Annotated in this window: 17 protein-coding genes and 3 pseudogenes; 12 read left to right on the forward strand and 8 right to left on the reverse strand. The window is 64.5% G+C overall.

Annotation, left to right across the window (positions count from 1 at the left end; translation table 11 throughout):
• The first annotated feature begins 78 nt into the window (after window positions 1–78).
• The 4 genes from P0D89_RS26280 to P0D89_RS26295 all read left to right on the forward strand — a co-directional run bounded on the left by P0D89_RS26280 (window position 79) and on the right by P0D89_RS26295 (window position 5,247).
• A complete protein-coding gene (locus tag P0D89_RS26280) occupies window positions 79–1,161 on the forward strand; it encodes an asparaginase (protein WP_408362617.1) in 1,083 nt (360 codons plus the stop codon).
• Between the two features lie 401 nt (window positions 1,162–1,562).
• A complete protein-coding gene (locus P0D89_RS26285) occupies window positions 1,563–2,126 on the forward strand; it encodes a DUF4142 domain-containing protein (protein WP_408362618.1) in 564 nt (187 codons plus the stop codon).
• Window positions 2,127–2,314: 188 nt separating this feature from the next.
• Window positions 2,315–4,075, forward strand: a complete 1,761-nt coding sequence (locus P0D89_RS26290; protein WP_408362619.1) for a tetratricopeptide repeat protein — start codon at window positions 2,315–2,317, stop codon at window positions 4,073–4,075.
• Window positions 4,076–4,221: 146 nt separating this feature from the next.
• Window positions 4,222–5,247: an aldo/keto reductase gene (locus P0D89_RS26295; RefSeq protein ID WP_408362620.1), complete on the forward strand. Its 1,026-nt coding sequence runs from the start codon at window positions 4,222–4,224 to the stop codon at window positions 5,245–5,247.
• A gap of 43 nt (window positions 5,248–5,290) precedes the next feature.
• Here P0D89_RS26295 and P0D89_RS26300 read toward each other — a convergent pair whose 3' ends face one another.
• The 3 genes from P0D89_RS26300 to P0D89_RS26310 all read right to left on the reverse strand — a co-directional run bounded on the left by P0D89_RS26300 (window position 5,291) and on the right by P0D89_RS26310 (window position 7,760).
• Complete coding sequence (locus tag P0D89_RS26300; protein WP_408362621.1) at window positions 5,291–5,731, reverse strand: hypothetical protein; 441 nt, start codon at window positions 5,729–5,731, stop codon at window positions 5,291–5,293.
• A gap of 255 nt (window positions 5,732–5,986) precedes the next feature.
• Complete coding sequence (locus P0D89_RS26305) at window positions 5,987–6,883, reverse strand: SDR family oxidoreductase (RefSeq protein ID WP_408362622.1); 897 nt, start codon at window positions 6,881–6,883, stop codon at window positions 5,987–5,989.
• Window positions 6,884–7,016: 133 nt separating this feature from the next.
• Window positions 7,017–7,760, reverse strand: coding sequence for an SDR family oxidoreductase (locus tag P0D89_RS26310; RefSeq protein ID WP_408362624.1), 744 nt, complete (start codon window positions 7,758–7,760; stop codon window positions 7,017–7,019).
• A gap of 205 nt (window positions 7,761–7,965) precedes the next feature.
• Here P0D89_RS26310 and P0D89_RS26315 point away from each other — a divergent pair.
• Window positions 7,966–8,189: pseudogene (locus P0D89_RS26315) on the forward strand (LysR substrate-binding domain-containing protein); the annotation flags it as partial.
• Between the two features lie 30 nt (window positions 8,190–8,219).
• Here the strand turns inward: P0D89_RS26315 and P0D89_RS26320 are convergent.
• Window positions 8,220–9,236 (reverse strand): glutathione S-transferase family protein, encoded by a 1,017-nt coding sequence (locus P0D89_RS26320; protein ID WP_408362625.1) that lies wholly within the window; start codon window positions 9,234–9,236, stop codon window positions 8,220–8,222.
• Between the two features lie 221 nt (window positions 9,237–9,457).
• On the opposite strand from P0D89_RS26320, the gene P0D89_RS26325 reads away from it, so the two are divergent.
• Window positions 9,458–10,381 carry a LysR family transcriptional regulator gene (locus P0D89_RS26325; RefSeq protein ID WP_408362626.1) on the forward strand — a complete coding sequence of 308 codons (924 nt, stop codon included), beginning with the start codon at window positions 9,458–9,460 and terminating at the stop codon, window positions 10,379–10,381.
• Between the two features lie 207 nt (window positions 10,382–10,588).
• Entirely contained in the window at window positions 10,589–10,906 is a 318-nt protein-coding gene (locus P0D89_RS26330; protein ID WP_408362627.1) for a single-stranded DNA-binding protein, read from the forward strand.
• On the opposite strand, the pseudogene P0D89_RS26335 reads toward P0D89_RS26330, so the two are convergent.
• Window positions 10,876–11,555, reverse strand: a pseudogene (locus P0D89_RS26335) (LysR substrate-binding domain-containing protein); the annotation flags it as partial. The gene P0D89_RS26330 and the pseudogene P0D89_RS26335 overlap by 31 nt on opposite strands.
• On the opposite strand from P0D89_RS26335, the pseudogene P0D89_RS26340 reads away from it, so the two are divergent.
• The 5 genes and pseudogenes from P0D89_RS26340 to rfbC all read left to right on the forward strand — a co-directional run.
• A pseudogene (locus P0D89_RS26340) lies at window positions 11,555–11,814 on the forward strand (MFS transporter); the annotation flags it as partial. The pseudogenes P0D89_RS26335 and P0D89_RS26340 sit on opposite strands and share 1 nt — an antisense overlap.
• Before the next feature lie 323 nt (window positions 11,815–12,137).
• Window positions 12,138–13,652 carry a cysteate racemase gene (cuyB, locus tag P0D89_RS26345; RefSeq protein ID WP_408362628.1) on the forward strand — a complete coding sequence of 505 codons (1,515 nt, stop codon included), beginning with the start codon at window positions 12,138–12,140 and terminating at the stop codon, window positions 13,650–13,652.
• Window positions 13,653–14,096: 444 nt separating this feature from the next.
• On the forward strand, window positions 14,097–19,982 hold the full coding sequence (uvrA, locus tag P0D89_RS26350; RefSeq protein WP_408362629.1) for an excinuclease ABC subunit UvrA: 5,886 nt from the start codon (window positions 14,097–14,099) through the stop codon (window positions 19,980–19,982).
• An 872-nt stretch (window positions 19,983–20,854) separates the two neighbouring features.
• Window positions 20,855–21,850: a GlxA family transcriptional regulator gene (locus P0D89_RS26355; protein WP_408362630.1), complete on the forward strand. Its 996-nt coding sequence runs from the start codon at window positions 20,855–20,857 to the stop codon at window positions 21,848–21,850.
• Between the two features lie 103 nt (window positions 21,851–21,953).
• Window positions 21,954–22,505 carry a dTDP-4-dehydrorhamnose 3,5-epimerase gene (gene rfbC / locus P0D89_RS26360; protein ID WP_408362631.1) on the forward strand — a complete coding sequence of 184 codons (552 nt, stop codon included), beginning with the start codon at window positions 21,954–21,956 and terminating at the stop codon, window positions 22,503–22,505.
• Window positions 22,506–22,813: 308 nt separating this feature from the next.
• Here the strand turns inward: rfbC and P0D89_RS26365 are convergent, their stop codons facing one another.
• The 3 genes from P0D89_RS26365 to P0D89_RS26375 all read right to left on the reverse strand — a co-directional run bounded on the left by P0D89_RS26365 (window position 22,814) and on the right by P0D89_RS26375 (window position 24,166).
• Entirely contained in the window at window positions 22,814–22,975 is a 162-nt protein-coding gene (locus P0D89_RS26365) for a DUF1328 domain-containing protein (protein ID WP_007182451.1), read from the reverse strand.
• A 150-nt stretch (window positions 22,976–23,125) separates the two neighbouring features.
• The gene (locus P0D89_RS26370) at window positions 23,126–23,500 is read right to left on the reverse strand and encodes an OmpA family protein (RefSeq protein WP_408362632.1); all 375 of its coding nucleotides are present in this window, start codon (window positions 23,498–23,500) and stop codon (window positions 23,126–23,128) included.
• Window positions 23,501–23,749: 249 nt separating this feature from the next.
• Entirely contained in the window at window positions 23,750–24,166 is a 417-nt protein-coding gene (locus tag P0D89_RS26375) for a diacylglycerol kinase (RefSeq protein ID WP_408362633.1), read from the reverse strand.
• Window positions 24,167–24,502: the final 336 nt, after the last annotated feature.

The raw sequence follows: 24,502 nt of genomic DNA on the forward strand, positions 1-24,502 counted from the left end.
TGAATCGAACGTAGAATCGCTCGCACCGCCGGCGATTCAGTGCGCTCGCACTGCCGGCGCGACTCCAAGGAGAACGGCATGACCCTGCACGAAAGCGCGCCGGTCGCGGCGACTGTCTATCGCGGCGACGCGATTGAAAACACGCATCTTGCGCACGTCGCGGTGGTCGACGGGCGTGGCCGCCTGTTGTATTCATTCGGCGATCCGTCGCGTGTGACGCTCGCGCGCTCCGCCGCGAAGCCGGCGCAAGCGCTGGCGGTGCTGGAGACCGGCGCGCTCGAGCGTTTCGGCTTCGACGAAGCGGACCTCGCGCTGATGTGCGGCTCGCATAGCAGTGAGGCGCGCCACATCGAACGCGCGCGCAGCATGCTCGCGAAAGCGCAGGCGAGCGAAGCGGACTTGCGCTGCGGCGGCCATCCGCCGCTATCCGACGCGGTGTATATCGATTGGCTCAAACGCGACTTCACGCCGGGCGCCGTGTGCAGCAATTGTTCCGGCAAGCATGCCGGCATGTTGGCCGGCGCGCGTTCGATCGGCGCGGCGATCGGCGGTTATGAACGGCCCGAGCATCCGATGCAGGCGCGCGTCAAGCACACGGTCGCCGACGTGTGCGATCTGCCGGACGACGCCGTGTTGTGGGCGATCGACGGCTGCAATCTGCCGACGCCGGCGTTTCCTCTGGACCGCCTCGCGCGGCTGTTTGCGAAGCTGGCTGCGGCGCAGGACGAGAGTGCGGCCGGGTCGGCAATGTCACCGCGCACGGCTGCGCTGGCCAGGATCTACCGCGCGATGACGAGGTATCCGGAACTGGTCGCCGGCGAGGGCCGCTTCTGTACCACGCTGATGCAGGCGTTCGACGGCGCGCTGGTCGGCAAGGTCGGCGCGGACGGCAGCTATGCGATCGGCGTGCGCGCGTCGGCGCAGACCGCGAGAGCGGGTGCCGAAGGCGCGCTCGGTATTGCCGTGAAGATCGAGGACGGCAATCTCGGCATGCTGTATGCGGTGACGGCGGAACTGCTTGCGGTGCTCGACATCGGGACGGTGGAGCAACGCGCGAAGCTCGATGCGTTTCATGCGCCGAAAAGGCTCAACACGATGGGTGTCGAGACGGGGCGTGTTGTTTTTTCTGTCGGGCTTGAGAGGGTCGCAAGCGGGGCGTGAAGCAACCCGGCGGTGGAGATTCGAAACAGAGCGACGTCGGCGCCTGGCCATACGACAAGAGTGCCGACCACTCGGTCAATCAACCGCCCCCGCCGCTTCACGCCGCCACCGCCCCCAACACATTCCGAATCCGCGCATGAACCGGTTGACGCGAACGTACGCGCCCTGAAAAGAAGGGGGAGCGCCATACCCCGTGCGCCGTGTCATTCATATGAAGCTTACCTAACGTTACAGAAGCGACAGCATCGTTTCACATGGCCCGCGACGCGCCTCATAGAATCGACAGCGATCAAAGCGTGGCGTCGTCAGCCGCTCGCAAGCCGGCTGCAAGGTTTTGCGCGGCGCGATGTTCGAGGCGCACACGCACCGTTGTTGTTTCGCTTCCACCTCAAGGAGAACGTATGATCCGCTTGCCTCTCGCCACTCTCGCCAGCGCCTGCATGACCGGCCTTCTGGTTGTCGCCACCACCGCCAGCGCGCAGACCGCGCCGGCCGCAGCCGCGGCCGACGCAGGCCGTTTGCACGCCGCCGACCAGACGTTCATCGCGGACGGCACCAAGGCCGTCGCGACGCAACGCGACGCCGCACGCATCGCCACCTCGCGTTCCACCGACCGCGACGTGAAGGCGTTTGCCGAACGCGTGTCGAGCGACAACGCAAAAATTTCCGACGCCCTGCGTGCGGCGAGCCCGCGCGGCGTCGACGTGCCGAAGAACGATCCTGACGCGGCGGTGCTCGCGAGCATCAACAATCTGCGCGGCGCGGACTTCGACAAGGTGTATATCGAACAGGTCGCGCTCGCCGGCGAACAGAAGGCGTTGTCGGCGTTCCAGGCGGAAATCGCGTCGGGCCGCGACGAGCAGTTGAAGGACGCCGCGAAGAAGGCGTTGCCGACCATCCAGGAGCACTACGCGATGGCGCAGGACCTCGCCAAGCGCAAGCATCTGTCCAGCACGGTTCAGTAAGGTGATCTCGCGCGCCGCGCTTCGCGCGGCCGGCCGGTGATGGTTCGATGCGGGGCTTTTCGGCGATAATCGCTGCTTTCTCTGGCGCTGTTTGCGTGCCGCGTTTCGCACGACGCACGCAAACCGCGGCAGAAGTGGACCGATGTTCATCGACGATTTCCCGCGCCTTCCATCAAAGCTGACCGTGTATGAGCAAGCCCGGCAATCTGCCGCAACAGTTGGACCATATGCTTCGGCAAGCCATCGCGCTGCAACAGAACGGCGCGATCGTCGAGGCCGAAGAACTCTATCGCGAGATTCTCGAACTCAAGCCACGTCATTTCGACGCATTGAAATTGCTGGGAGAACTCGCATTGCAAACGGGCCGTGCGCAAGAGGGCAGCGAACTGCTCAGAAAGGCGCTGGCCGTCAATGCGAAACAGGCGCCGGTTCATTCGAACCTGGCGTATGCGCTCAACGAATTGCAGCGCCATGGCGAAGCTCTTGCGAGCGCCGATCGCGCGCTGGCTCTACAGCCGAACTTTCCCGACGCACTGAACAATCGCGGCAACGCGCAAGCTGCGCTGAACCGACCGCGCGATGCACTCGGCAGTTTCGATCGCGCCATCGCGTTGGTGCCGGAATTCGCGGTGGCCTGGAACAATCGCGCCGGTGTGCTGCGCGACCTGGGCCACGCCGACGAAGCGCTCGCAAGCTGCGATCACGCGCTCGCGTTGCAGCCGAACTATGCGGCTGCGTGGAGCAATCGCGGCAATGCGCTCAGCGATCTGAACCAGCCTGAAGAAGCGGAACGCAGCTATCGGCGCGCGCTGGAATTGGCACCGGCGTTTGCCGATGCCTGGAACAACCTCGGCCTCGCGCAGATCGATCTCAACCAGCACGCGCACGCGCTGTCGAGTTACGAACGTGCGCTCGCGATCAATCCCGCATCGGTCGAAACGCGCTGGAACCAGGCGCTGTGTCTGCTGCAAATGGGGCGCTTCGAAGCCGGCTGGCGCGAGTACGAATGGCGCTGGGAGCGCGCGCGGATCAAGGCGGACCTGCGCGGGTTCGCGCAGCCGCTTTGGCGCGGCGATTTTTTGATCGACGGCAAGACGATCCTGCTGCACGCGGAACAGGGTCTCGGCGACACGCTGCAGTTTTGCCGTTATGCCGCACTGGTGTCGAAGCTCGGCGCGAGGGTCGTGCTCGAAGTGCCGGCCGCGTTGATGCGGTTGCTGACCACGCTCGACGGTGTCGATCAGTTGGTCGAAGCGGGGCAGCCGTTGCCGCCGTTCGATTGCCACTGTCCGTTGCTGAGTCTGCCGCTCGCGTTCAGGACGGACGAGGCCAGCATTCCGGCGGCGACGCCTTATCTCTTCGCGGACCCCGAAGCCGCGCGCGCATGGCGCGAGCGAATCGATGCGATACCGGATGTGAAAGCTGATGCAAAAGCTGATGCACGGACTCATCGCCGTCTTAATGTCGGCCTCGTGTGGGCGGGCGAAAACCGCTCGCACATCGCGGAACTGCGCAAGATCGACGCTCGCCGCTCGATCGCGTTAGAGCGCTTCGCGCCGGTTCTCGATGTGCCGAACGTGCGCTTCTTCAGCCTGCAAAAAGGCGCGTCGGCGTCGCAGTTATCGCGTAGTGAACTGAGCGCGCACGTCGTCGATTACACGCAAGAACTGCACGATTTCGCCGACACCGCCGCGCTGGTCGACAATCTCGATCTGGTGATTTCGGTGGACACGTCCACGGCGCATCTGGCCGGCGCGCTGAACAAACCCGTCTGGATTCTGAACCGCTTCGACACCTGCTGGCGCTGGTTGCTGGAGCGCCGCGACACGCCGTGGTATCCGGGCGCAAGGTTGTTCAGGCAGCCCGCGTTGGGCGACTGGGACAGCGTGATGCGAGCCACGCGCGAGGCGCTGGCTGAGTTGAGCGCTTCGTCGGCGGGCGGCGCGTAGTTGAACGAGTGGTGGTGGGACGAGCAGTGGAGCGCATCGCGGTTACGAGCGTTGCTTCGTAACCCCGCGCACCCGCCGACACGTTTGTCCGGACGCGCGTAGACTGAACGTCCGTTTATAGACGGCTATGCCACGGAGAAACATCAATGGAATACAGACATCTGGGTGCATCCGGTTTCAAGGTGCCGGTACTGAGTTTCGGCACCGGCACGTTCGGCGGCAAGGGCGAGTTTTTCGAGGCGTGGGGCGCGACCGATGTCGCCGAAGCGCGTCGTCTGATCGACATCTGCTTCGATGCGGGCGTCACGATGTTCGACAGCGCGGACATCTATTCGAATGGCGCATCCGAGTCGGTGCTCGGTGAAGCGCTCAAGGGCAAGCGCGACAAGGCGATCATCTCGACCAAGGCGACCTTCCGTTTCGACGAAGGCCCGAACAGCGTCGGCTCGTCGCGCTTCCATCTGATCCAGGCGGTCGACGCGGCGCTCAAACGCTTGCAGACCGATTACATCGACCTGTTCCAGTTGCACGGCTTCGATGCCAGGACGCCGATCGCCGAAGTGCTGTCCACGCTGGACGATCTCGTGCGCGCCGGCAAGATCCGCTACACGGGCGTATCGAATTTCTCCGGCTGGCATCTGATGAAGTCTCAGGACATCGCGGACCGCTATGGCTATCCGCGCTACGTCGCGAATCAGACTTACTACTCGCTGGTCGGCCGCGACTACGAGTGGGAGTTGATGCCGCTCGGCGTCGACCAGGGCGTGGGCGCGGTGGTGTGGAGTCCGCTCGGCTGGGGGCGTCTGACCGGCAAGATCAAGCGCGGCCAGCCGCTGCCCGATTCGAGCCGGCTACACAAGACCGCCGACATGGGCCCGCCGGTGCCGGACGAGTACCTGTTCCGCGTGCTCGATGCCATCGACGAAGTGGCGGCCGAAACCGGCAAGACGGTGCCGCAGATCGCGTTGAACTGGCTGCTGCAACGGCCGACGGTGTCGACGGTGCTGATCGGCGCGCGCAACGAGGAGCAACTGCGGCAGAACCTCGGCGCGGTGGGCTGGAATCTGACGCCCGAGCAGGTTGCGAAGCTCGACGCGGCGAGCGCCGTGCGTCCCGCGTATCCGTACTGGCATCAGGAAGGATTCGCTGAACGTAATCCGAAGCCGGTGTGAGCGCGCGGTTGCTCATGCTGAAGTGCGACGCTCCGGTTCGATGTCATTGCGCGAGTGCGGCCGGAGCGGCGAACAGCTCTGCGTAGTAGCGGCGGCCCGCTTCGATATGCGGGCCGAACGCGAAACCTTGCGCGAGCATCGCGTCGAACTCGGTGCGTTCTATTTTCATCACGTAGCTGTGCTCGGTAATGACGACTCGGCATGAGTGGTTGGTCACCGTGGCGCTGAACCATTTGCCGGCGCTTGCATGATCTGCCGCATGCGCATGGCCGCCGGCTTCGATCTGCCAGCCGCCGTTCAGCAGAATCCAGAAGGCTTGATCGCGCGCGTCTGCCGCGCCGCCGTCGCATTGCGCGACGACGGTGCCGGCAAGCGCTTCCCATTCGTGCGAGTGGCCGATCACCCAGCGTAATTGCTCGGTCGTGAGGCTCGTGAAGAACGGCGTGTGCTTCAACAGATGAAGGTACGTGACCGACGGTTCCATGGTCGTGCTCCGCGTGGTGATGGAAGCGGTAAGCGGTGGAGGCGGGACATCGCAGGCGGTGGCGAGCAAGGGCAGTAGTGCCGCGCATGTGATCAAGGTGGGGCATTTCATAGCTTGGGGGTTCAGATGGTTCCGGCAGTTGCGAGTGGGAACGGGGCTCGCGGGGTGCAGCAAGAGACAAGCAGCAAGCAGCAACCACGCAACTTCGCCGCCGCCGATCTCGCCCACTTGCCGCCTGACATCACACCGCGAACCTCATCGCCTGACCCGCGCCTCCAGCAAATCCCCCATCCCAATCCGCCGCGCAAACTCGATTCGCACCCGCTCCGACACCTCGAGCACTTCGCGCGCGCCATCACCGACGAAGTCGATCACCGGTCGCATCGGCCGTTCACCCGACGGCAACCCGACGATCCGCACGACTTCATCGGCGACAGCTTGCGGATCGGCGTCGTCAGGCGTGAGTTCGGACAGGCGCTCGCCGATCCGGTCCATCACGCCGTCATAGCGTGCATACGCGGCCGCGCGTGCGGCGTCGGCGGGATTGCCGGCGCTCGGGAAGTGCTCGGTGCCGCGCGTGAACGCGCCCGGCACCACGATCGAGGTTTCAATCCCGAAGCGCGCGATCTCATACGCCAGCGTGACCGCCAGCGAATCCATCGCGGCCTTCGCGGCGCCGTACGGACCGAGGAACGGCGGAAAGCCGCCCTTCGTCGTCGAACTGCTGATCCACACCATCAGCCCCGCTTCCTGCTCACGCAGATAGGGCAGCACCGCGCGATTGACGCGTTGCGCGCCGAACACGTTGGTGTCGAACACCTTCATCATTTCCTCGGGCGTGAAAGCCTCGCTCGGGCCGACCACCAGGTGCCCGGCGTTGTGCATCACCACGTCGAGCCGTCCCTGCTCGCGGACGATCGCCGCGGCAGCCGCATCGGCCGATTCTTGCGACAGCACGTCGAGTTCGAGTGGGTGCAGCTGGATGTCCTTCAAGTCGGCGAGCGCGCGCAACGCATCGGCGCGCGGCTGGTTGCGCCCTTCGACATCGCGCATCGTCGCGTAGACGATATGGCCGGCTTCGGCCAGCGATTGGGCAGTGAGTTTGCCGATGCCCGTACCGGCGCCCGTGACCAGGATGACGTTCTTGCGCATTGTTTCGCTCCGTTTCGATTAGATCCGATCAATTCGATTCGATGAAAGTGATCTGAGCGCGGAAGCCGCGCCGCAAAGATTCGCGACGCGTGTCCAGCGTCTGACCCGCTGTGATCAGCGCCCGTGCAGCGCGTCAGGCGACGCCGCCGTTGGCGCGCAGGATCTGACCGTTGACCCAGCCCGCGTCCGCACCGGCGAGGAACGCGACCACCGCCGCGATATCGTCCGGTTGGCCGAGGCGTTGCAGCGGCGGCATCTTCGCGAAGTTCTGGATCTGTTCGTCGGTCTTGCCGTCGAGGAACAGCGATGTCGCGATCGGACCCGGCGCCACCGCGTTGACGGTGATGTTGCGGCCGCGCAGTTCCTTCGCGAACACATGCGTGAACGCTTCGACCGCCGCCTTGGTCGCGTTGTAGATCGCGTAGCCCGGCATGTTCAGCGCGAGCGTGGTGCTCGAAAAGTTGACGATGCGGCCGCCGTCGTTCATCCGCGCGGCGGCATCGCGCAAGGTGTTGAAGGTGCCGCGCACGTTGATGTCGAAGGTCTGGTCGTACAGCGCGTCGCTGGTGTCGGCGAGCGGCAGGGTCTTGAGCACGCCGGCGTTGTTGATCAGTACGTCGACCTTGCCGAGCTGCTGCTCGGTGACCTCGAACATGCGGCGCACGTCGTCGGCTTTCGACACGTCCGCCTTCACCGCGATCGCCTTTGCGCCGGCAGCGGTGAGTTCAGCGACGAGCGCATCGGCTTCGGCGGAACTGGACGCGTAGTTGATGGCGACCGCGAAGCCATCCTTCGCGAGACGTTGCGCGACGGCCGCACCGATGCCACGGGATGCGCCGGTCACGATGGCGACTTGAGCGGTGTTCAGCGTGTTCATGATTCGTGTCCTTCGATGTGGTGAGTGGGTGAGACGAATCATGGATGCTTTCCGGGCATAGATAATCGGGTTGGGCCGGACATCATCATTCCATTTGCTTCAACAATTGGCGGCGGCAAACCGCTGGGGCGTCGACCATGGATCGTTTCGAGGATCTGCTGGTGCTCGTGCGGATCGCCGCGCGTTAGAGTTTCACGCGCGCCGGCAGGTGCCGCAGTACCGCGTCGCGGGAGAGCTGGCGGCAGGTCGCCTCAAAATCATCCTCGCGGATTTTCCCCGCCGCCTATGCCGGTTGCGGTGTTGTATCCGCGGAGCCGGCAGTTGTCGTCGCGCGTGCGGGTGTTTGCGCCCTGGCTGCGGAATATTTTTGAAGCGGGGGAGGAGCGCGAGGAGCGTGAATGGGTTCGTGCAATGAGGCTGTTCGCATGAGCGTCACTCCCTGACCGGTTGCGGGTGCGCTCACGAGCCAGGCGCGCTCGCCGCCGTCGCCGACCACGCACCGAACCGCGCCCGCTCATGCGGTGCGTTGAAATCCTGAACCGGCCCGAACGGCACGATGCCGGTCGGATTGATGCTGCGATGGCTCTCGTAGTAATGCCGCTTGATGTGCATGAAATCGACCGTCTGCGCGATGCCCGGCAGTTGATAGATATCGCGCGTGTAGGCGGCCAGGTTCGGATAGTCGGCGATGCGGCGCAGATTGCACTTGAAGTGACCGACATATACCGCGTCGAAGCGGATCAGCGTGGTGAACAGCCGGATGTCCGCTTCGGTCAACTGCGCGCCGGCCAGATAGCGTTGCGTCGCGAGTTGCGCGTCGAGCCAGTCGAGCGTGTCGAACAGCGGCGTCACGGTTTCCTCGTACGCTTGCTGGGTGGTGGCGAAGCCCGCTTTATAGACACCGTTGTTCAGCGTGTCGTAGACCCGCGCGTTGATCGCGTCGATTTGCGCGCGCAGCGGCGCCGGATAGAAATCGCCCGGTTTCGCGCCGAGGTCGTCGAAAGCCGAGTTCAGCATCCGGATGATCTCCGACGACTCGTTGCTGACGATGGTCGCCCGCTGCTTGTCCCACAGCACCGGCACCGTGACGCGGCCGCTGTAGTGCGGATCGGCGGCCGTGTAGACCTGGTGCAGCAGCGTCGCGTGATTGACGCTGTCGGGCACGACGCCGGGGCCTTCCGCGAAGGTCCAGCCGTTCTCCAGCATCAGCCAGTGCACGACCGACACATCGATCAGCGCCTCGAGGCCCTTGAGCGCCCGCACGATCAGCGTGCGATGCGCCCACGGGCACGCGAGGCTCACATACAGGTGATACCGCCCGGCTTGCGCCGCGAAGCCGCCGACGCCGCTTGGCCCCGCCGCGCCGTCCGCGGTCACCCAGTTGCGGAACGCCGCGTCCTTGCGCACGAAGCGTCCGCCGGTCGATCTCGTGTCGTACCAGCGGTCCTGCCATTGACCGTCCACTAAAAGTCCCATGTCCTTCCTCCTGGTGCGCGCGTTGCGATGCGAATGCACTGGCGGCGCGCAATGAATGTTCCACCTGCGGCTGCGAGCCGGCGGGCGTGGTTCGTGCGATTTTCCCGAACTCACCTCGCAGTCACCTTTCGAAAGCGAATTGCCGCTATATACGCATAGTGAACTAGCTTCTCCGCTTTGCCGTACCATCTTTGCGTCGAACTCGTTCGAAGGAATGGAACATGTTGTCGGAAGACGAACTGGCTTTGCTCGACGCGATTCGCGAGACCGGCAGTCTGTCGCGCGCGGCGGCGCGCCTGGGCAAGGCGCCGTCCACGGTCTCGCATGCGGCGCGACAACTCGAAACGCGCTTCGACGCACTGCTGTTCGACCGGCGCCGCTACCGTCTGCAACTGACGCCCGCCGGCCAGCTTCTCGCCGATGAAGCCGGGCGACTGATGCTCGACATGGCGCGCATGACGCAGCGCGTTCGGCAGATCGCGAGCGGCTGGGAGGACCGGCTGTGGGTGGTCACGGACGAGATCCTCGAATTCGAATTGCTGATGCCCGTGGTGCGCGCATTCGATGCGCTGAACTCCGGCGTCAAGCTGCGCTTCACGCACGAAGTGCTGAGCGGCACGTGGGAGGCGTTGCGCGACGGCCGCGCGGATCTGATCGTCGGCGCGACCAATGAGCCGCCGGCGATTCCCGGTCTGCGCTGGTTCGAACTCGGCGTGATGGACTGGGTGTTCGCGGTGTCGCCGCGTCACCCGCTGGCGGCCGTCGAAGGGCCGCTCGGCCGCGAGCGGATACTCGAGCATCGCGCGGTGGTGGTGGCCGATTCGTCGCGTGCGACGGCGGGACGCGCGTACGGATTGATAGGCGGACAGGCGTCGCTGGCGGTGCCGAGCATGCGGGCGAAGATTCTCGCGCAGCGCGACGGCTTGGGTGTGGGATGGCTGCCGCGCCAGCGGGTGGCATCGCTGCTCAAGAAGGGCGAACTGGTCGAGAAGGCGAGCGCCGACCCGCGCGAGCCGAACGTGTTGTACGTCGCCTGGCGCGGCGATCATGAGGGACGCGCGCTGCAATGGTGGCTCGAACAGCTGCGGCAGCCGCGCCTTGCGAAACGCCTCGTGCGGGGCGTGGATCTGGTGGTCGGCGGGTGATCGGCGCGTAACTGACAAACCATCGGCCGTTGGCTCACAACGGGCAAGCGGCAAGCCAGCGCCGTTCGCCGAGCCACGCGCGACAGCTTCTTTTCCCAGCCCGCGTGCCTTCTCGTGGGATCATACGCACCGTGCCGGGCGATAGCGCTTTTGCACAGCACGCCCGAAGGAAATCCTCCCTGGGCACGCCATAACAGGAGCAACACGATGATCGAAGGACTGGTGGGCGGACGTGTATACGGCGAGGCGCAGATCCGCACGGGGCAGAACGGCAGGCGCTTCGTGACCTGCAAGGTGCGCGCGGCCACCAACGACGGCGACACGATCTTCGTCAACGTGATCGCGTTCGACGACGACGTGCAAACCGCGCTGCTCGCGTTGAGCGACGCCGACAGTGTCGCGCTGAGCGGCACCCTGACGCCCAAGGTCTGGACCGACAAAAATGGCCTGGTCAAACCGGCCGTGGACATGATTGCCCACAAGCTGCTAACGGCCTACGACGGCCGCCGCGATGAAGGTGAATGAGGCGAATTAGCCGCAAGAGAAGTTTTCGCGGACTTGCCGCCAGCATCGTTCAGATACTCGACGAAACGGTCGGCGACCGGCTCCGCGTCGCCGCTCCTGCGCAACAGCAGCACCTGCGATAGCAGCGTCTCGCCGCGCAACGGCAGAAAGCAGACCCACGGGTCCTCAATCTGCCGCAACGTATAAGGCACCAGCAAGGCACCAGCGCGACCCCCATCCCGAAGCCGACCATCGTAACGACGGTTTGTCACAACCGCGCCTCATGGCGAATCAATGGACTGAAACCCGCGCTCACGCACTGCGCGATGATCAGATCGTGATAGTGCGGCGATACGGTGCGCGGAAACAGAATGAACGGCTCCTGCGCGAGCGCGCGCAGATCGACGCGGTGCTTGCGCGCGAGCGGATGATCTACGGGCAGACAGCACAGGAACGGCTCGGAAAATACCGGCGAGGAAATCACGTCGGACGGGAAATTGCCTCAATGCGCGCGGTCCATGTCGATCTGCATCTGCTGGACCGCATGTACCTGCTCGCTGGTGTTCATCTCCTTCAGCACGATTTCGACGCCCGGATAGTCGGCCTCGAAGCGGCTCACCGCCTGCGGCATTCCACGGTACAGCATCGAATTCACGAAGCCGATCCGCAGGCAGTCCGGCGGGGTTGATCCTGTCGCTACTCGCGTTTCGCGCGGTGGCGTCGATGGATAAGGACGCGTTTCTCGCCTGGGGCAGGCGCCTGCCGTTTCTCGACAGCGCGGTGCTGGTGGTGGTCGGCCTGCTGATCCGCTCGGGGGTCGACGAATCGCCGGAATTCCGCGCGCTCTGAAAGCGCAACGGCGGGTGATCGCGCTGCCGGTCGCCGACGTGCTGCGCGACGCGTGGCGGACCGTGTTGCTGTGCCTCGGCGGCCCCGTGCTCGCGCATCGCTATCCGGGCGCGTGGTGGTCGCTCGCGGTGTTCGATAGCTGTCTGGCCGGCGTTTCTCTGGTGTGCATCGGTACGCTGGAGCGTCGCAAGCAAGGCGCGGCGCATGGCGCCGTCGAGGCGGCTTAAATCGGCGGCTGTTCCGCGCGCCGGGCCGTGGCGCGCGGAAAAAATTCGAAAGAAATCGGAAAGAAATCGTTTTTCGTGGTTAACCCCACGTCATGCGCGGCCGACATGATGTCATCCTCAAGCGCAAACGCCGCCGGGCCTTCAGGCGGACGGACAAGACGACGGGGGAAATCAACATGAATCGCTTTCGTTCGCTGGGTGTGGCGGCTGGCGCGGCGCAGCTCGCCAGTGCCGACATCCTGAGCAGGATGAGCACCGCGCCGCGCCGCGCCGGCACGGCGCGGCCGTTCGACCTGTTGCTGGAGCCGCGAAGCTGGCAAGGCCCGGCTGCGCCGCACGCGGCGAACGCGCAGTTCAAGATCCACATGTTCGACACGATGCGCGCGTTCGAAAAACGCGGCGTCGATGCGATCGTGCTGCCGTGCTTCCTCAGTCATACCTTCATCGACGAACTCACCGCGAACCTCACCGTGCCGGTCGCCAACATCATGACGGCGCTGGTCGCGCATGTACAGCGCACGTTTCCGTCGGTGCGGCGGATTGGCGTGCTGACTTCCGGGGCCATCCGCGAAAACGGCCTCTTTGAACGTTATTTCGACGCCGCGCGCTTCAGCGTGCTGCATCCACGTGACGGCGCCGGGGTGGACTGCGTGACGAGCGCCGTGTATGGCGACGAGGGCATCCGGAACGGACGCGTGCACGGCCGGCCAGTCGAATTGCTGCGCGCGGCTTGCGCGGATCTGGTCGCGCAGGGGGCCGAGATCATCGTGCCGGGACTGGCCGAAATCGGCCTCGTGTTACGCGCGCTCGGCCTGTTCGGCGTGCCGCTCGTCGACGCCAATCAGGTCTACGCGCGCTATGTCGCGGCGGGCCGGTACGCGCAGCAGGAGCGGCGTTTCAAGCTGGGCGTGGTGGGTGGCGTCGGTCCCGCGGCGACTGTCGATTTCATGGCCAAGCTGGTCCGCAATACGCCGGCCACGCGCGACCAGGACCACATCAAGGTGATCGTCGAACAGAATCCGCAGATTCCGGACCGCACCGACGCGCTCGTCGGCAACGGCGCCGACCCGACGCTCGCGCTGTATGCCGCGTGCAAGACCCTGGAAGAAGGCGGCGCGGATCTGATCGCGATTCCGTGCAATACCGCGCATGCATTCGTCGAGCGGATTCAGCCGGGGTTGGGCGTTCCGATCGTCAACATGCTGACCTGTACCGCCGATTACCTGCGCGAGACGTTCCCGGGCTTGCACGAAGTCGGCGTGCTGGCCACGTCCGGCACGCTCGCGAGCCGGGTCTACGAACAGGCGCTCGATGCGCGCGGCTTCGCACAGATCGCGCCGGCCGCGCCTGCGCAGGCGCGTCTGATGAACGCCATCTACGGCCCGCGCGGCGCGAAGGCGGGCTACACCTCGGGCGAATGCAGCGACGACCTCGCGGCCGCCGTCGACGATCTGGTCGCTCAAGGCGTGCAGGTGATCGTGCTGGCCTGCACCGAGTTGCCGCTGTTGCTGCGTGATGCCGTGCTGGCGTGCCCGGGCGGGCGGGTGCTGCGGGTCGTCGATCCGACCGAGGTGCTGGCGCGGCGCTGCGTCGCGTATGCGCTTGGCGGCGGCAGTGCGCAAGGCGCCGTGACCGGCTCGGCTGAGTTAGCCGAGGGCGGCCGGTTCGGCGTGGCAAGCGCGTACGGCTAGGAGCGGTTTGCCGCGCTCGCTCGCCTGTGCTGCATGGGTGCGGCACGCGGCAGGTAGCGGGCGCGAGATGTTTCGCGATGCTGGGCTCTCTGGCGCCGCCTGGCCCTCGTCGCGCTCCGTGCTCCCCTCTGTGCTGCCCTCTTTGTACCCTTTTGCCGCCGCGCGCGGCTCAAACAATCCTTTCCCGATTGGCACAACGCTTGCGGCCCGCCGGCACGGCGCGAGTTTTTTTGTCGCCAGGGAAGGCCCGAAGCGCGGCACCAATCCCGCCGCTTCGCGTCATGGAAAACTGTATAGATATACAGTATAGTATCCCGTTGCAAGCCGTGGCTCCGGTCCGCATATCGCGTTCGCCGCGTAGGCGCACCGCCGCCGGCTGCACCGAACTTGCGCGGTCGCGAGGCGTCCGTGAGAGTGGCCCACTCATTCAGACGGTCGGAAAAATTGTCATCTAACGGCACTATCAAGATTCGCGGCGCGCGCCAGCACAACCTCAAGAACGTCGATCTCGACGTGCGAACCGGCGAAATGACGGTCGTCACCGGGCCGTCCGGCTCGGGCAAATCGAGCCTCGTGTTCGACACGCTGTACGCGGAAGGGCAGCGGCGCTACGTCGAAACGTTCAGCGCCTACGCCCGGCAGTTTCTGGACCGCATGGACCGGCCGCAAGTCGACCGGGTGGACGGCGTGCCGCCCGCCATCGCGATCGACCAGACCAATCCGGTGCGCAGTTCGCGCTCCACCGTCGGCACCATGACGGAACTCAACGATCACCTGAAGCTGCTCTATGCGCGCGCGGCCGAACTGTTCGATCGCAAGACCGCGCAGCAGGTGCGCCACGACACGCCGGAAACCATCTACGCCGAATTGCTCGAGCGCACCGCGCAAGACGAGCCGCGGCTGGTCGTCACGTTCCCGGTCGAGTTGCCGGAGTCCGCGTCCGAGCAGGAAGTCGAGCAGTGGCTGTCGGCGAGCGGCTATACGCGTGTGCAGGCGCAGCGCGAAGTCGATTCGCCCACCGGCAGGCGCAAGCTGCTCGATGTGGTGGCCGACCGCTTCCGCCTGCGTTCGGTCGACAAGCAGCGGGTGGTCGAGGCGATCGAGGCGTCGCTCAAGCGCGGCGGCGGGCGCGTCAACATTTACGTGCTGCCGGCCACGCAAGACGGGCCGCAGAGTCAGGACGCCGAGCCGCAAATCTGGCGTTTTTCCACGGGCCTGCACAGTCCGGAAAGCGACCTGCGTTACGCCGATCCGCAACCGGCGCTGTTCTCGTTCAACTCGGCCTACGGCGCGTGCGAAGTCTGCCGCGGGTTCGGCCGCGTGATCGGCGTCGATCTCGGGCTGGTGATTCCCGACGCACGCAAGACGCTGCGCGACGGCGCGATCAAGCCGATGCAAACGCCCGCGTGGAAAGAATGCCAGGACGACCTGATGCGCTACGCGGCGAAGGCCGATATCCGCCGCGGCACGCCGTGGGGCGAGCTGACGGACGCCGAGCGCGACTGGGTCATCAACGGTTCGCCGGATTGGAACGGCAAGTGGCAAAGCCATTGGTACGGGGTCAAGCGCTTCTTCGAATATCTCGAATCCAAAGCGTACAAGATGCATATTCGCGTGCTGCTGTCGAAGTACCGCAGCTACACGCCGTGCGAAACCTGCGGCGGCGCGCGTCTGAAAACGGAGTCGCTGCTGTGGCGCCTCGGCAGCAAAGCGAATGCGGACGAGGTACTGCCGGCCGCCCAGCGCTTCATGCCGCGCGGCGTCGAATGGCAGCGCGCGCAGCTCGAAGCGTTGCCGGGCCTGACCGTGCACGACCTGATGCTGATGCCGATCGAGCGCATCCGCCGCTTTTTCGACGAGATCAGCCTGCCGAGCGCGCTGCTCGACGACGCGCTGAAGCTGCTGCTCGCCGAAGTTCGCACGCGCCTCAAATACCTGTGCGATGTCGGCCTCGGCTATCTGACGCTCGACCGGCAAAGCCGCACGCTGTCGGGCGGCGAGGTGCAGCGGATCAACCTGACCACGGCGCTCGGCACGTCGCTGACCAAGACGCTGTTCGTGCTCGATGAACCGAGCATCGGCCTGCATCCGCGCGACCTGAACCGGATCGTCGAAGCGATGCACCGGCTGCGCGACGCAGGCAATACGCTGGTGGTGGTCGAGCATGACCCGTCCGTGATGCTCGCGGCGGATCGGCTGATCGACATGGGCCCGGGGCCGGGCGAGCGCGGCGGCTCGATCATTTTCGACGGCGCGCCCGAGGCGATCCGTGCGTCCGGCACGCTGACCGGCGAGTATCTCGCGGGCCGCCGGCATGTGGCGGACGCGGCGCACTGGTCGCAACGTCCGGTGGACGCCAACACGCCGCGCATCGTGCTCGAAGGCGCGACGGAACACAATCTGCGCGATGTCACGGTTGAAATTCCGTTGCAGCGGCTCGTCTGCGTGACGGGCGTGTCGGGCTCCGGCAAATCCACGCTGCTGCAGGACGTGCTGTATCCGGCCATGGCGCGGCACTTCGGGCTCGCCACCGAATCGCCGGGCGCGTTCAGAAGCCTCACCGGCGCGGATCAGGTCACCGACGTGGTGTTCGTCGACCAGTCGCCGATCGGCAAGACCGCGCGCTCGAATCCGGCCAGCTACGTCGGCGCGTTCGACGAAATCCGCAAGCTGTTCGCGAAGGCGCCGCTCGCACAACAACGCGGCTACGGCCCCGGCATGTTCAGCTTCAACTCGGGCGACGGCCGCTGTCCAACCTGCGGCGGCTCGGGTTTCGAACACATCGAAATGCAGTTCCTGAGCGACGTGTATCTGCGCTGCCCGGATTGCGACGGGCGCCGCTATCGTGCGGAGCTGCTCGAAGTGAAGATCGAGCGCGGCGAGCCGGCGCGTGCGCTGAGCATTGCCGACGTGCTGGAATTGACCGTCAGCGAGGCCGCTGCTTACTTCGCGAAGGACGCCGAAGTATTGCGCGTATTGCAGCCGATCATCGATGTCGGCCTCGAATACGTGAAACTCGGCCAGCCGGTGCCCACGCTGTCCGGCGGCGAGGCGCAGCGGCTCAAGCTCGCGGGCTTCCTCGCCGAATCGGCGCAGCCGCGCAATGCGCGCAGCGCGAAGCAACCGGTCGCGAAGCGTCTGTTCATGTTCGACGAACCGACCACCGGCCTGCATTTCGACGACATCGCCAAGCTGATGCAGGCGTTCGGCAAACTGCTTGCCAGCGGACATTCACTGATCGTGATCGAACACAATCTCGACGTGGTTCGCGCGGCCGACTGGCTGATCGACCTCGGTCCCGAAGGCGGTGACGGCGGCGGCCGCGTGCTGTGCGCGGGCACGCCGGAAGAGGTCAAGCAGTGCCCGCAATCGCATACCGGCGAAGCGCTGCTGCAATACGACCGCGCGATGGGCGCGGTGGCCGAGACGGAGTCGCCCGGCATGCCATTGCAAAAGGCGCTGAGCGCGGCGCGCGCGCGCCGGGCGATCGAAGGCGAGGACGTGGTGCGCATCGTCAATGCGCGCGAGCACAACCTGAAAGCACTGGACGTGGACATCCCGCACGGCAAGTTCAACGTAATTACCGGCGTGTCCGGTTCGGGCAAGTCCACGCTCGCTTTCGACATTCTGTTTCATGAAGGGCAGCGCCGTTATCTCGAGTCGCTGAATGCGTATGCGCGTTCCATCGTGCAGCCGGCCGGGCGGCCCGAAGTCGACGCGGTGTACGGCATTCCGCCGACCGTCGCAATCGAACAGCGGCTCTCGCGCGGCGGCCGCAAGAGCACCGTGGCGACCACGTCCGAGGTGTGGCACTTCCTGCGGCTGCTCTACGTGAAGCTCGGTTTGCAGCATTGCATTCACGACGGCGCGCCGGTCACGTCGCAAAGCGTGGAATCCATTGCGGCGCAGCTATTGCGCGACCACAAGGGGCAGCACGTCGGTTTTCTGGCGCCGCTGGTGGTGAACCGCAAGGGCGTCTATACCGATCTCGCGAAATGGGCCAAAGCGCGCGGCAATACGCATCTGCGCGTGGATGGCGAATTCGTGCCGGTGGACCCGTGGCCGAAGCTCGATCGCTTTCGCGAACACACGATCGAATTGCCGGTGGCCGACCTCGTCGTGTCGGCGGATCATGAGGCCGACTTGCGCGAGGCGCTCGACCGCGCGCTGGAAGTGGGCAAGGGCGTGATGCATCTGCTGGCGCCGCTCGATGGTCTGCATGATGCGATCAACGGCGGCCGTCCCACGGCGAAGCTCGGCGCGGTGAAGGTGCTGTCCACCAAACGCGCGTGTCCGGTGTGCGGCACGAGCTATCCGGAACTCGACCCGCGCATGTTCTCGTACAACAGCAAGCACGGCTGGTGCACGACCTGTGTCGGCACGGGTCTGTCGCTTACGCGTGAACAACGCGCCGCCTATGACGACACAATCGTCGTCGACGACAATCGCGGCCGCGAGCAGAGCTTGCCGTCGGAGGAGCAGGAGCCCGAAGGACTCGTCGACGAACCGTGTCCGGATTGCTCGGGCACGCGCCTGAACCCGACCGCGCGCGCGGTCACGTTCAACTCGCAGGCGATCGTCGATGTCGCGCAATGGACCGTGTCGGACACGCGCGCGTGGATCGATACGTTGGAGATGAGCGGCCGCGACGCGGAAATCGCGCGCGACGTGATCAGCGAAATCGGCAGCCGCCTGCAATTTCTGGAAGAGGTCGGGCTCGGCTACCTGAGTCTCGATCGCGCGGCGCCGAGCCTGTCGGGCGGCGAGGCGCAGCGCATCCGGCTCGCGGCGCAGCTCGGCAGCAACCTGCAAGGCGTGTGCTACGTGCTCGACGAGCCGACCATCGGCCTGCATCCGCGCGACAACCAGATTTTGCTGAACGCGTTGCGCAAGCTGGGCGAAAAGGGCAATACGCTGGTCGTCGTCGAGCATGACGAAGACACGATCCGGCGTGCCGATCACATCATCGACATCGGGCCGGGTGCGGGCAAACGCGGCGGCTCGCTGATCGCGCAGGGCAGCGTGGCGGACCTGTCTGCGCAGCCCGATTCGCTGACCGGACAGTTTCTCGCGCAGCCCATCGTGCATCCGTTGCAGCCGCGCCGTGAAGTGGTCGCGTCGGGCAAACGCGCGGCCGCGGTGCCGGAGAACTGGCTGACCGTGCATGGCGGCAAGCTACATAACTTGCGCAATGTGACGGTCGGCATTCCGTTGTCGCGGCTGGTGGCGGTGACCGGCGTCAGCGGGTCAGGCAAGTCGACGCTTGCGCGCGATGTGCTGATGACCAATCTGCTGGATGCGGTCGGGCGCTCGGTGCTGTCGTCGCCGGCCACGCGGCGCGCGCGCGCGGCGGCCGAGGACAAGCCGGCCGCGAACCGACGCTCCAGCGTGCTGGCGCGCTCGGCGCCGCGCGCGCCGCTGAACGTCACGCATGCATGGCAAGGCTGCGCCTCGATCACCGGCTGGGAGAGCATCGACCGCGTGCTCGAAGTCGATCAGACGCCGATCGGCAAGACGCCGCGCTCGTGTCCGGCCACGTACATCGGCGTGTGGGACGCGATCCGCAAGTTGTTCGCGGGCACACTGGAAGCGCGCGCGCGGGGCTATACAGCATCGCGATTCTCGTTCAATACCGGCGAAGGCCGTTGCCCGGCTTGTGAGGGGCAGGGCGTGCGCACGATCGGCATGAGCTTCCTGCCCGATGTGAAAGTGCCGTGCGACGTTTGCCACGGGCAGCGCTTCAATCCCGAGACGCTCGCCGTCACGTGGCGGGGCAAGAATATCGGCGACGTGCTGACGATGGAAATCGACGAAGCCGTCGAGTTCTTCGCACCCATCTCGAACATCGCCCATCCGTTGCAGTTGATGAAGGATGTCGGGCTCGGCTATCTGACGCTCGGCCAGCCGTCGCCCACGTTGTCGGGCGGCGAAGCGCAGCGGATCAAGCTCGTCACCGAGTTGAGCAAGGTGCGTGACGACATCACACGGCGCGGTCAGAAGTCGCCGCATACGTTGTACGTGCTGGATGAGCCGACCGTCGGCTTGCATATGGCTGACGTCGCGAAACTGATTCGCGTGCTGCATCGTCTCGCGGATGGAGGCCATAGCGTGGTCGTCATCGAGCACGATCTCGACGTGATTGCCGAAGCCGACTGGATCATCGATCTCGGTCCGGAAGGTGGCGTGGGCGGCGGGGCGATCGTCGCTGCGGCAAATCCGGAAGGCTTGTCCCGCGTCGCGGCGAGTCACACCGGCGCGGCGTTGCGGCCTGTGCTTGCGCGAACGCAGAACGGCGCGGTTGTGGTCGCGGGCGAGGGCACAAACGGGTGATACAGCAAAGCGGCGCAAATGCATTTGCGCCGCTTTGCCTGGCCGATGCATGCGTGGGTCCGTGCGGCTTGACAGACCATCGCCTTGTGGCGCGCGGATGGTTTCCTGCAGCGGCGATTCAGCTTGGGCCATGCATCTCGACGATCGTGCCGCGACCGTCGAGATGCGCGCCGTTTGCGGCTGTGCGTAAAAAGCCTATTCCGTATCCGTATAATTGCTGCATTGCGTTAATCATCTGACGTATAAAGGCGCCACGCTAAATGGGCGCTTAAATCATACGTAAATAAACTGCGATGTTTCAAAATTGAATCAATTTTGAGTGCCTTGAAAATTGTCGCGGAATCCAGCGGTTGGGTACACTTCGGAATATCGGACTTCATCGCCTGAATTAGACCGGTAAATTCCCAATTTGCGAATAAAAAGCCGATTGGATGGGGATTATCTTGCGGATATTGGAGTTCAGGTTTGAAACACTTTAGAAGTCCACCGAAAGCTTCTCACTGTCACAAAGTCATTCTTCGCAGATTCTGAAAGTCTCTGCCTATATCCCGTGAAATCCAGGCTGAGCATGCTTTTCCGGGAAGCGGCCCAAGCAGGACCACTGCGCCTGCAGCGCAGTCCGCGAACTCGTCACACTGTCATATCGAACACGCGATAACTGTTTTCTTCATACATTCGTTCGCGTGATGACGATTTGTTTTTCAAATTTACTATAGCGATCTATTCCGCTAATATCACGCATAATCCGTTAAATGGCGTTGCCGGCGGTTTTAAACCGAAAATAAATTCATTCGCTCGCCACGGCTGGCTAGCTGCCTAGCTGGCTAGCGGGGCTTCGGGGTCCACAACGTATGACCGTTTGGGGAGAAATCATGCCGCACATGCACCTTGATACTGCGAGAATTACCTGGCTGCATACGCCTACCGTGAATGTGCGTACTGCAGCGCGGCGAATCGGCATTTTGCTGTTCGACGGCTTCTGGCTGCTAGGGCCTGGCACCGTGGTCGAGATGTTCCAGAGCGCCAACGAACTCGCGGGCTCGCGCGCCGGCGAGGAGCCACCTTATGAAGTGCAGTTTCTGTCGCTGGACGGTGGCAGCGTCGCCAGTTCGTCCTCGGCGCGAATCTGGACCGAACGTATCGACCCACGCTATAGCAGCGGTTTCGACGTGCTGTTCATCGCGGGCGGCTACGGCGCGCGCGAGGCCGCGCGCGACGAGCGGCTGCTCAACTGGCTGCGCACGGTGCAGGCGCGCACCCGGGCGATCGAAACGATCGGCGAAGGCCGGCTCGTGCTGGAAGCCGCGGGACCCACCGACCATGACGGGCTGCAACTGAATCGCTACCCGGGCGGCGCGTCGAGCGAGGCTGCGCTGAACGCCGTCAACGACCGCCATGACTGCGCGCGCAGTGCGTTGATGTTCATCAAGCGCGACCTCGGCGCCGAACTCGCGCGCAGCGTCGCCGACCGCGTGATGCCGGGCATGGCCGCGACCTGGGTGCCGTTGCCGGCCGAGGGCGGCACGCTCAGCGTGGCCGAGAAGATCCGCGCCGCTGCGCGCTGGATGGAAGCGAACTGTGACCGTCCGGTGTCGGTGGCCGACGCCGCGCAGGTGGCGGCGATGAGCGAGCGCAATTTTCTGCGGCGTTTCAAGCACGAAATGCAGGTCACGCCTTCGGACTACCTGCTCCAGGTGCGGCTGCGCATCGCGTGCAACTTCCTCACCGAAACCGAATTGCCGGTCGACAAGATCGCGCGCCGCAGCGGCACCGGCAACGGCGATCGTCTCGCGAAAATCTTCCGCAAGCGCATGGCGCTGTCGCCCACGGAATATCGCGCGCGCAGCAGGGTGTCTAATGAGGCGTAGCATGTAAGCGGGCGACCGTGCCGACGGGTGCGCCTCATCGTTCGATGCGGCCGCCGCTGCGGCCATCATTTCGCCGGCCAGCCTTCTTACGAGCATAGTGGCAATGGGCAACAAGGTAATGGCGACGGCGTTGCCGGAGGTCAAGCTGATCGAGCCCGAGGTGTTCTGCGACGAATTCGGCTTTTGCTTCGAGAGCTTCAGCGCGGACGAGTTTGCCGACGACGTTTCGCAAGGTTTCAATTTCGTGCAGGACCGGCATCTGCGCGCGGTGCGCCGCGTGTTGCGCGGGCTGCACTATCAGGTGCAACGTCCGCAGGGACGGCTGATACGGGTGGTGGCGGGCGAGGTGTTCGACGTGGTCGTGGATGTGCGTCTCAATTCGCCGAACTTCGGCAAATGGAGCGGCGAACATCTGAGCGCGACCAATCAGCGGCAAATGTGGGTTCCGCCGGGCTTTGCGCACGGATTCGTGGTGCTGTCCGAGGTCGCCGAGTGCGTGTGGAAGACCACCGAGTACTGGTTCCCTGAACTCGAGCGCTGCATCTTGTGGTCCGATCCGGACATCGGCATCGAGTGGCCGATTGATTTCGAGCCGATCCTCGGCGCGAAGGATGCCGCCGGCCGCCGTCTGTACGAAGCGGAAAACATCGCCTGAATTGCATGTGAGTTTTTACGACATGGGGATGAGGGCACTCGCGCGCTCACCGACGGCAGCGACCCGGCGTGGGCGGCGATCCGTACGTTTCGTGACCCGCTGATAACCTGGAAGATGCCGTGTCGTGCTGCGCCGCTTCCAGTAGGCGCGCCATCCGGGCTTCGTGTCGAACGTGCGATGAGCAGGTATTGAAACCCCGATGCGGGCAGCAACTATTGCAATACCGTGTGGCAAGTATTGCATTGGCGCTTACCCTTGCATCGGGGCGTGCATGACACCTGCTAGCGTGCTGGTACGGGACGCCGTGGTCAGCGTCGCATCACGCCCATCAGCAAGGTGACGAGGAAGATCACCACGAAGATGAAGAACAGGACCTTGGCGATTTCCGTTGCGCCGGCGGCGATGCCGCCAAAGCCGAATACCGCCGCGATGATGGCGATGATGAAGAAGATTGCAGCGTATCGAAGCATGGGGCCTCCCACCGATGGATTGCTGAGTGAACGTCGAAACGGCGACTCGTCGTGGGCACTGCGCGCTTTTGACGAGTTATCTGCCGGTGTGCGGAATGCAGCAATAGGTGTGCCCAGCGGTGATGAGCAGGCGTGCGTTCTTCATAGGGTTCACCAGCTGCGATGCGATCGCCGTCGGCATACATGAGCACCGTTGCAATCAACTACCGCCAACGGTGATTTCGACCCGCCGGTTCTTCGCGCGGCGTTCAGCCGTGCCGTTAACGGCAACCGGTCCGCGTCCGCGCGGCCGGCCGCTTCATTGCGGCTCGCCGACACACCCGCCGCCTTGAGTATCCGCATGATCTGCTCCGCGCGCTGTCCGGACCATATCCGGTTCGACGCGAAGTCGCGGCTGCGGATCGGAACGTTGTCCGTATAGCCGCTCACCGTCACCTTGCCCGGCACTTTCGCGAGTTCCGCAGCGACTTTCACGACAAGAGGCGCCATCGACGGGTTCAGGCTTGCGCCGCCGGGCGCGAACATGTTGTCGCTGCGGAACGTGATCGACGTGCGAGACGCGACTTCTTCGAAACTGATGACGCCAGATGCGATCTCGTCGTTCAGAAGCTTGCAAGGATTGCTGCCTGGCGGGGCGGCGGACGGCGTCAGGTGATCGAGCCCGGCGCACAGACGCAGAAAACCGCCGTTATGTGATCCGCCAACGTTTGCGCGTGCGCAAATCCGTCACGCGGACCGCAAAAATGGTTCGGATAACGTATAAGCGTTGTCGCGTCACCCGCGCAGCCAGTGATAAACGATCGGCCCGCACAACACGCCCCACGTTACCGCGCAAATCAGCAGCGCAATCGTCACGGCCGCGCTGCCGCAGTCTTTCGCGCGTTTGGACAGCTCGTGGCGTTCGAGCGAAATCCGGTCGATGGCCGCTTCGATGCTCGAATTCAGCAGTTCCACCAGCAGCACCAGCAGCACCGACACGATCAGCAACACCCGCTCGATCGCGCCGACCGGCATCAGCAGCGCGGCGGGCACCAGGATCACCGCCAGCGCGGCCTCCTGACGGAACGCGCTCTCCTCGCGCAAGGTCGCGAGAATGCCGTCGCACGAGTGTCGGAGCGCGAATAATGCGCGCAGAGGACCACTACGTTTCGCGGTGGGACCGGGCGATGAGGATTCAGTCGGATTGCTCATGATCAGCGTGAAAATCGGCAAGGCGGCAGCATGCCTGAATGGTCACAAATTGTCACAGTTTTGTGCTATCTTTGCGCCGCCCTGATGGCACAGATCCGCCTCGTAAATCGGCAAACGAACACCAAAGAGTACAGCCGGCGCGCCGTGTCATCTCCCTTTCTGTGTCGGCTACGCCACGGGCGTGGCCCGTCATTCAAGATTTCGCCGGAGCTTCCGTATACACGGATAAAGAACCGCGGCGCGGTTGCGCAGCAATCCGTTTTTATTTTTCGCACGCTCGTGCGGTAGACCGAATTCGCACAGCGCCCGACATCGTCACGGGCGGACGGCCGAGGT

The sequence above is a fragment of the Paraburkholderia sp. RL18-085-BIA-A genome, assembly GCF_046027075.1.
Taxonomy (GTDB): Bacteria; Pseudomonadota; Gammaproteobacteria; order Burkholderiales; family Burkholderiaceae; genus Paraburkholderia.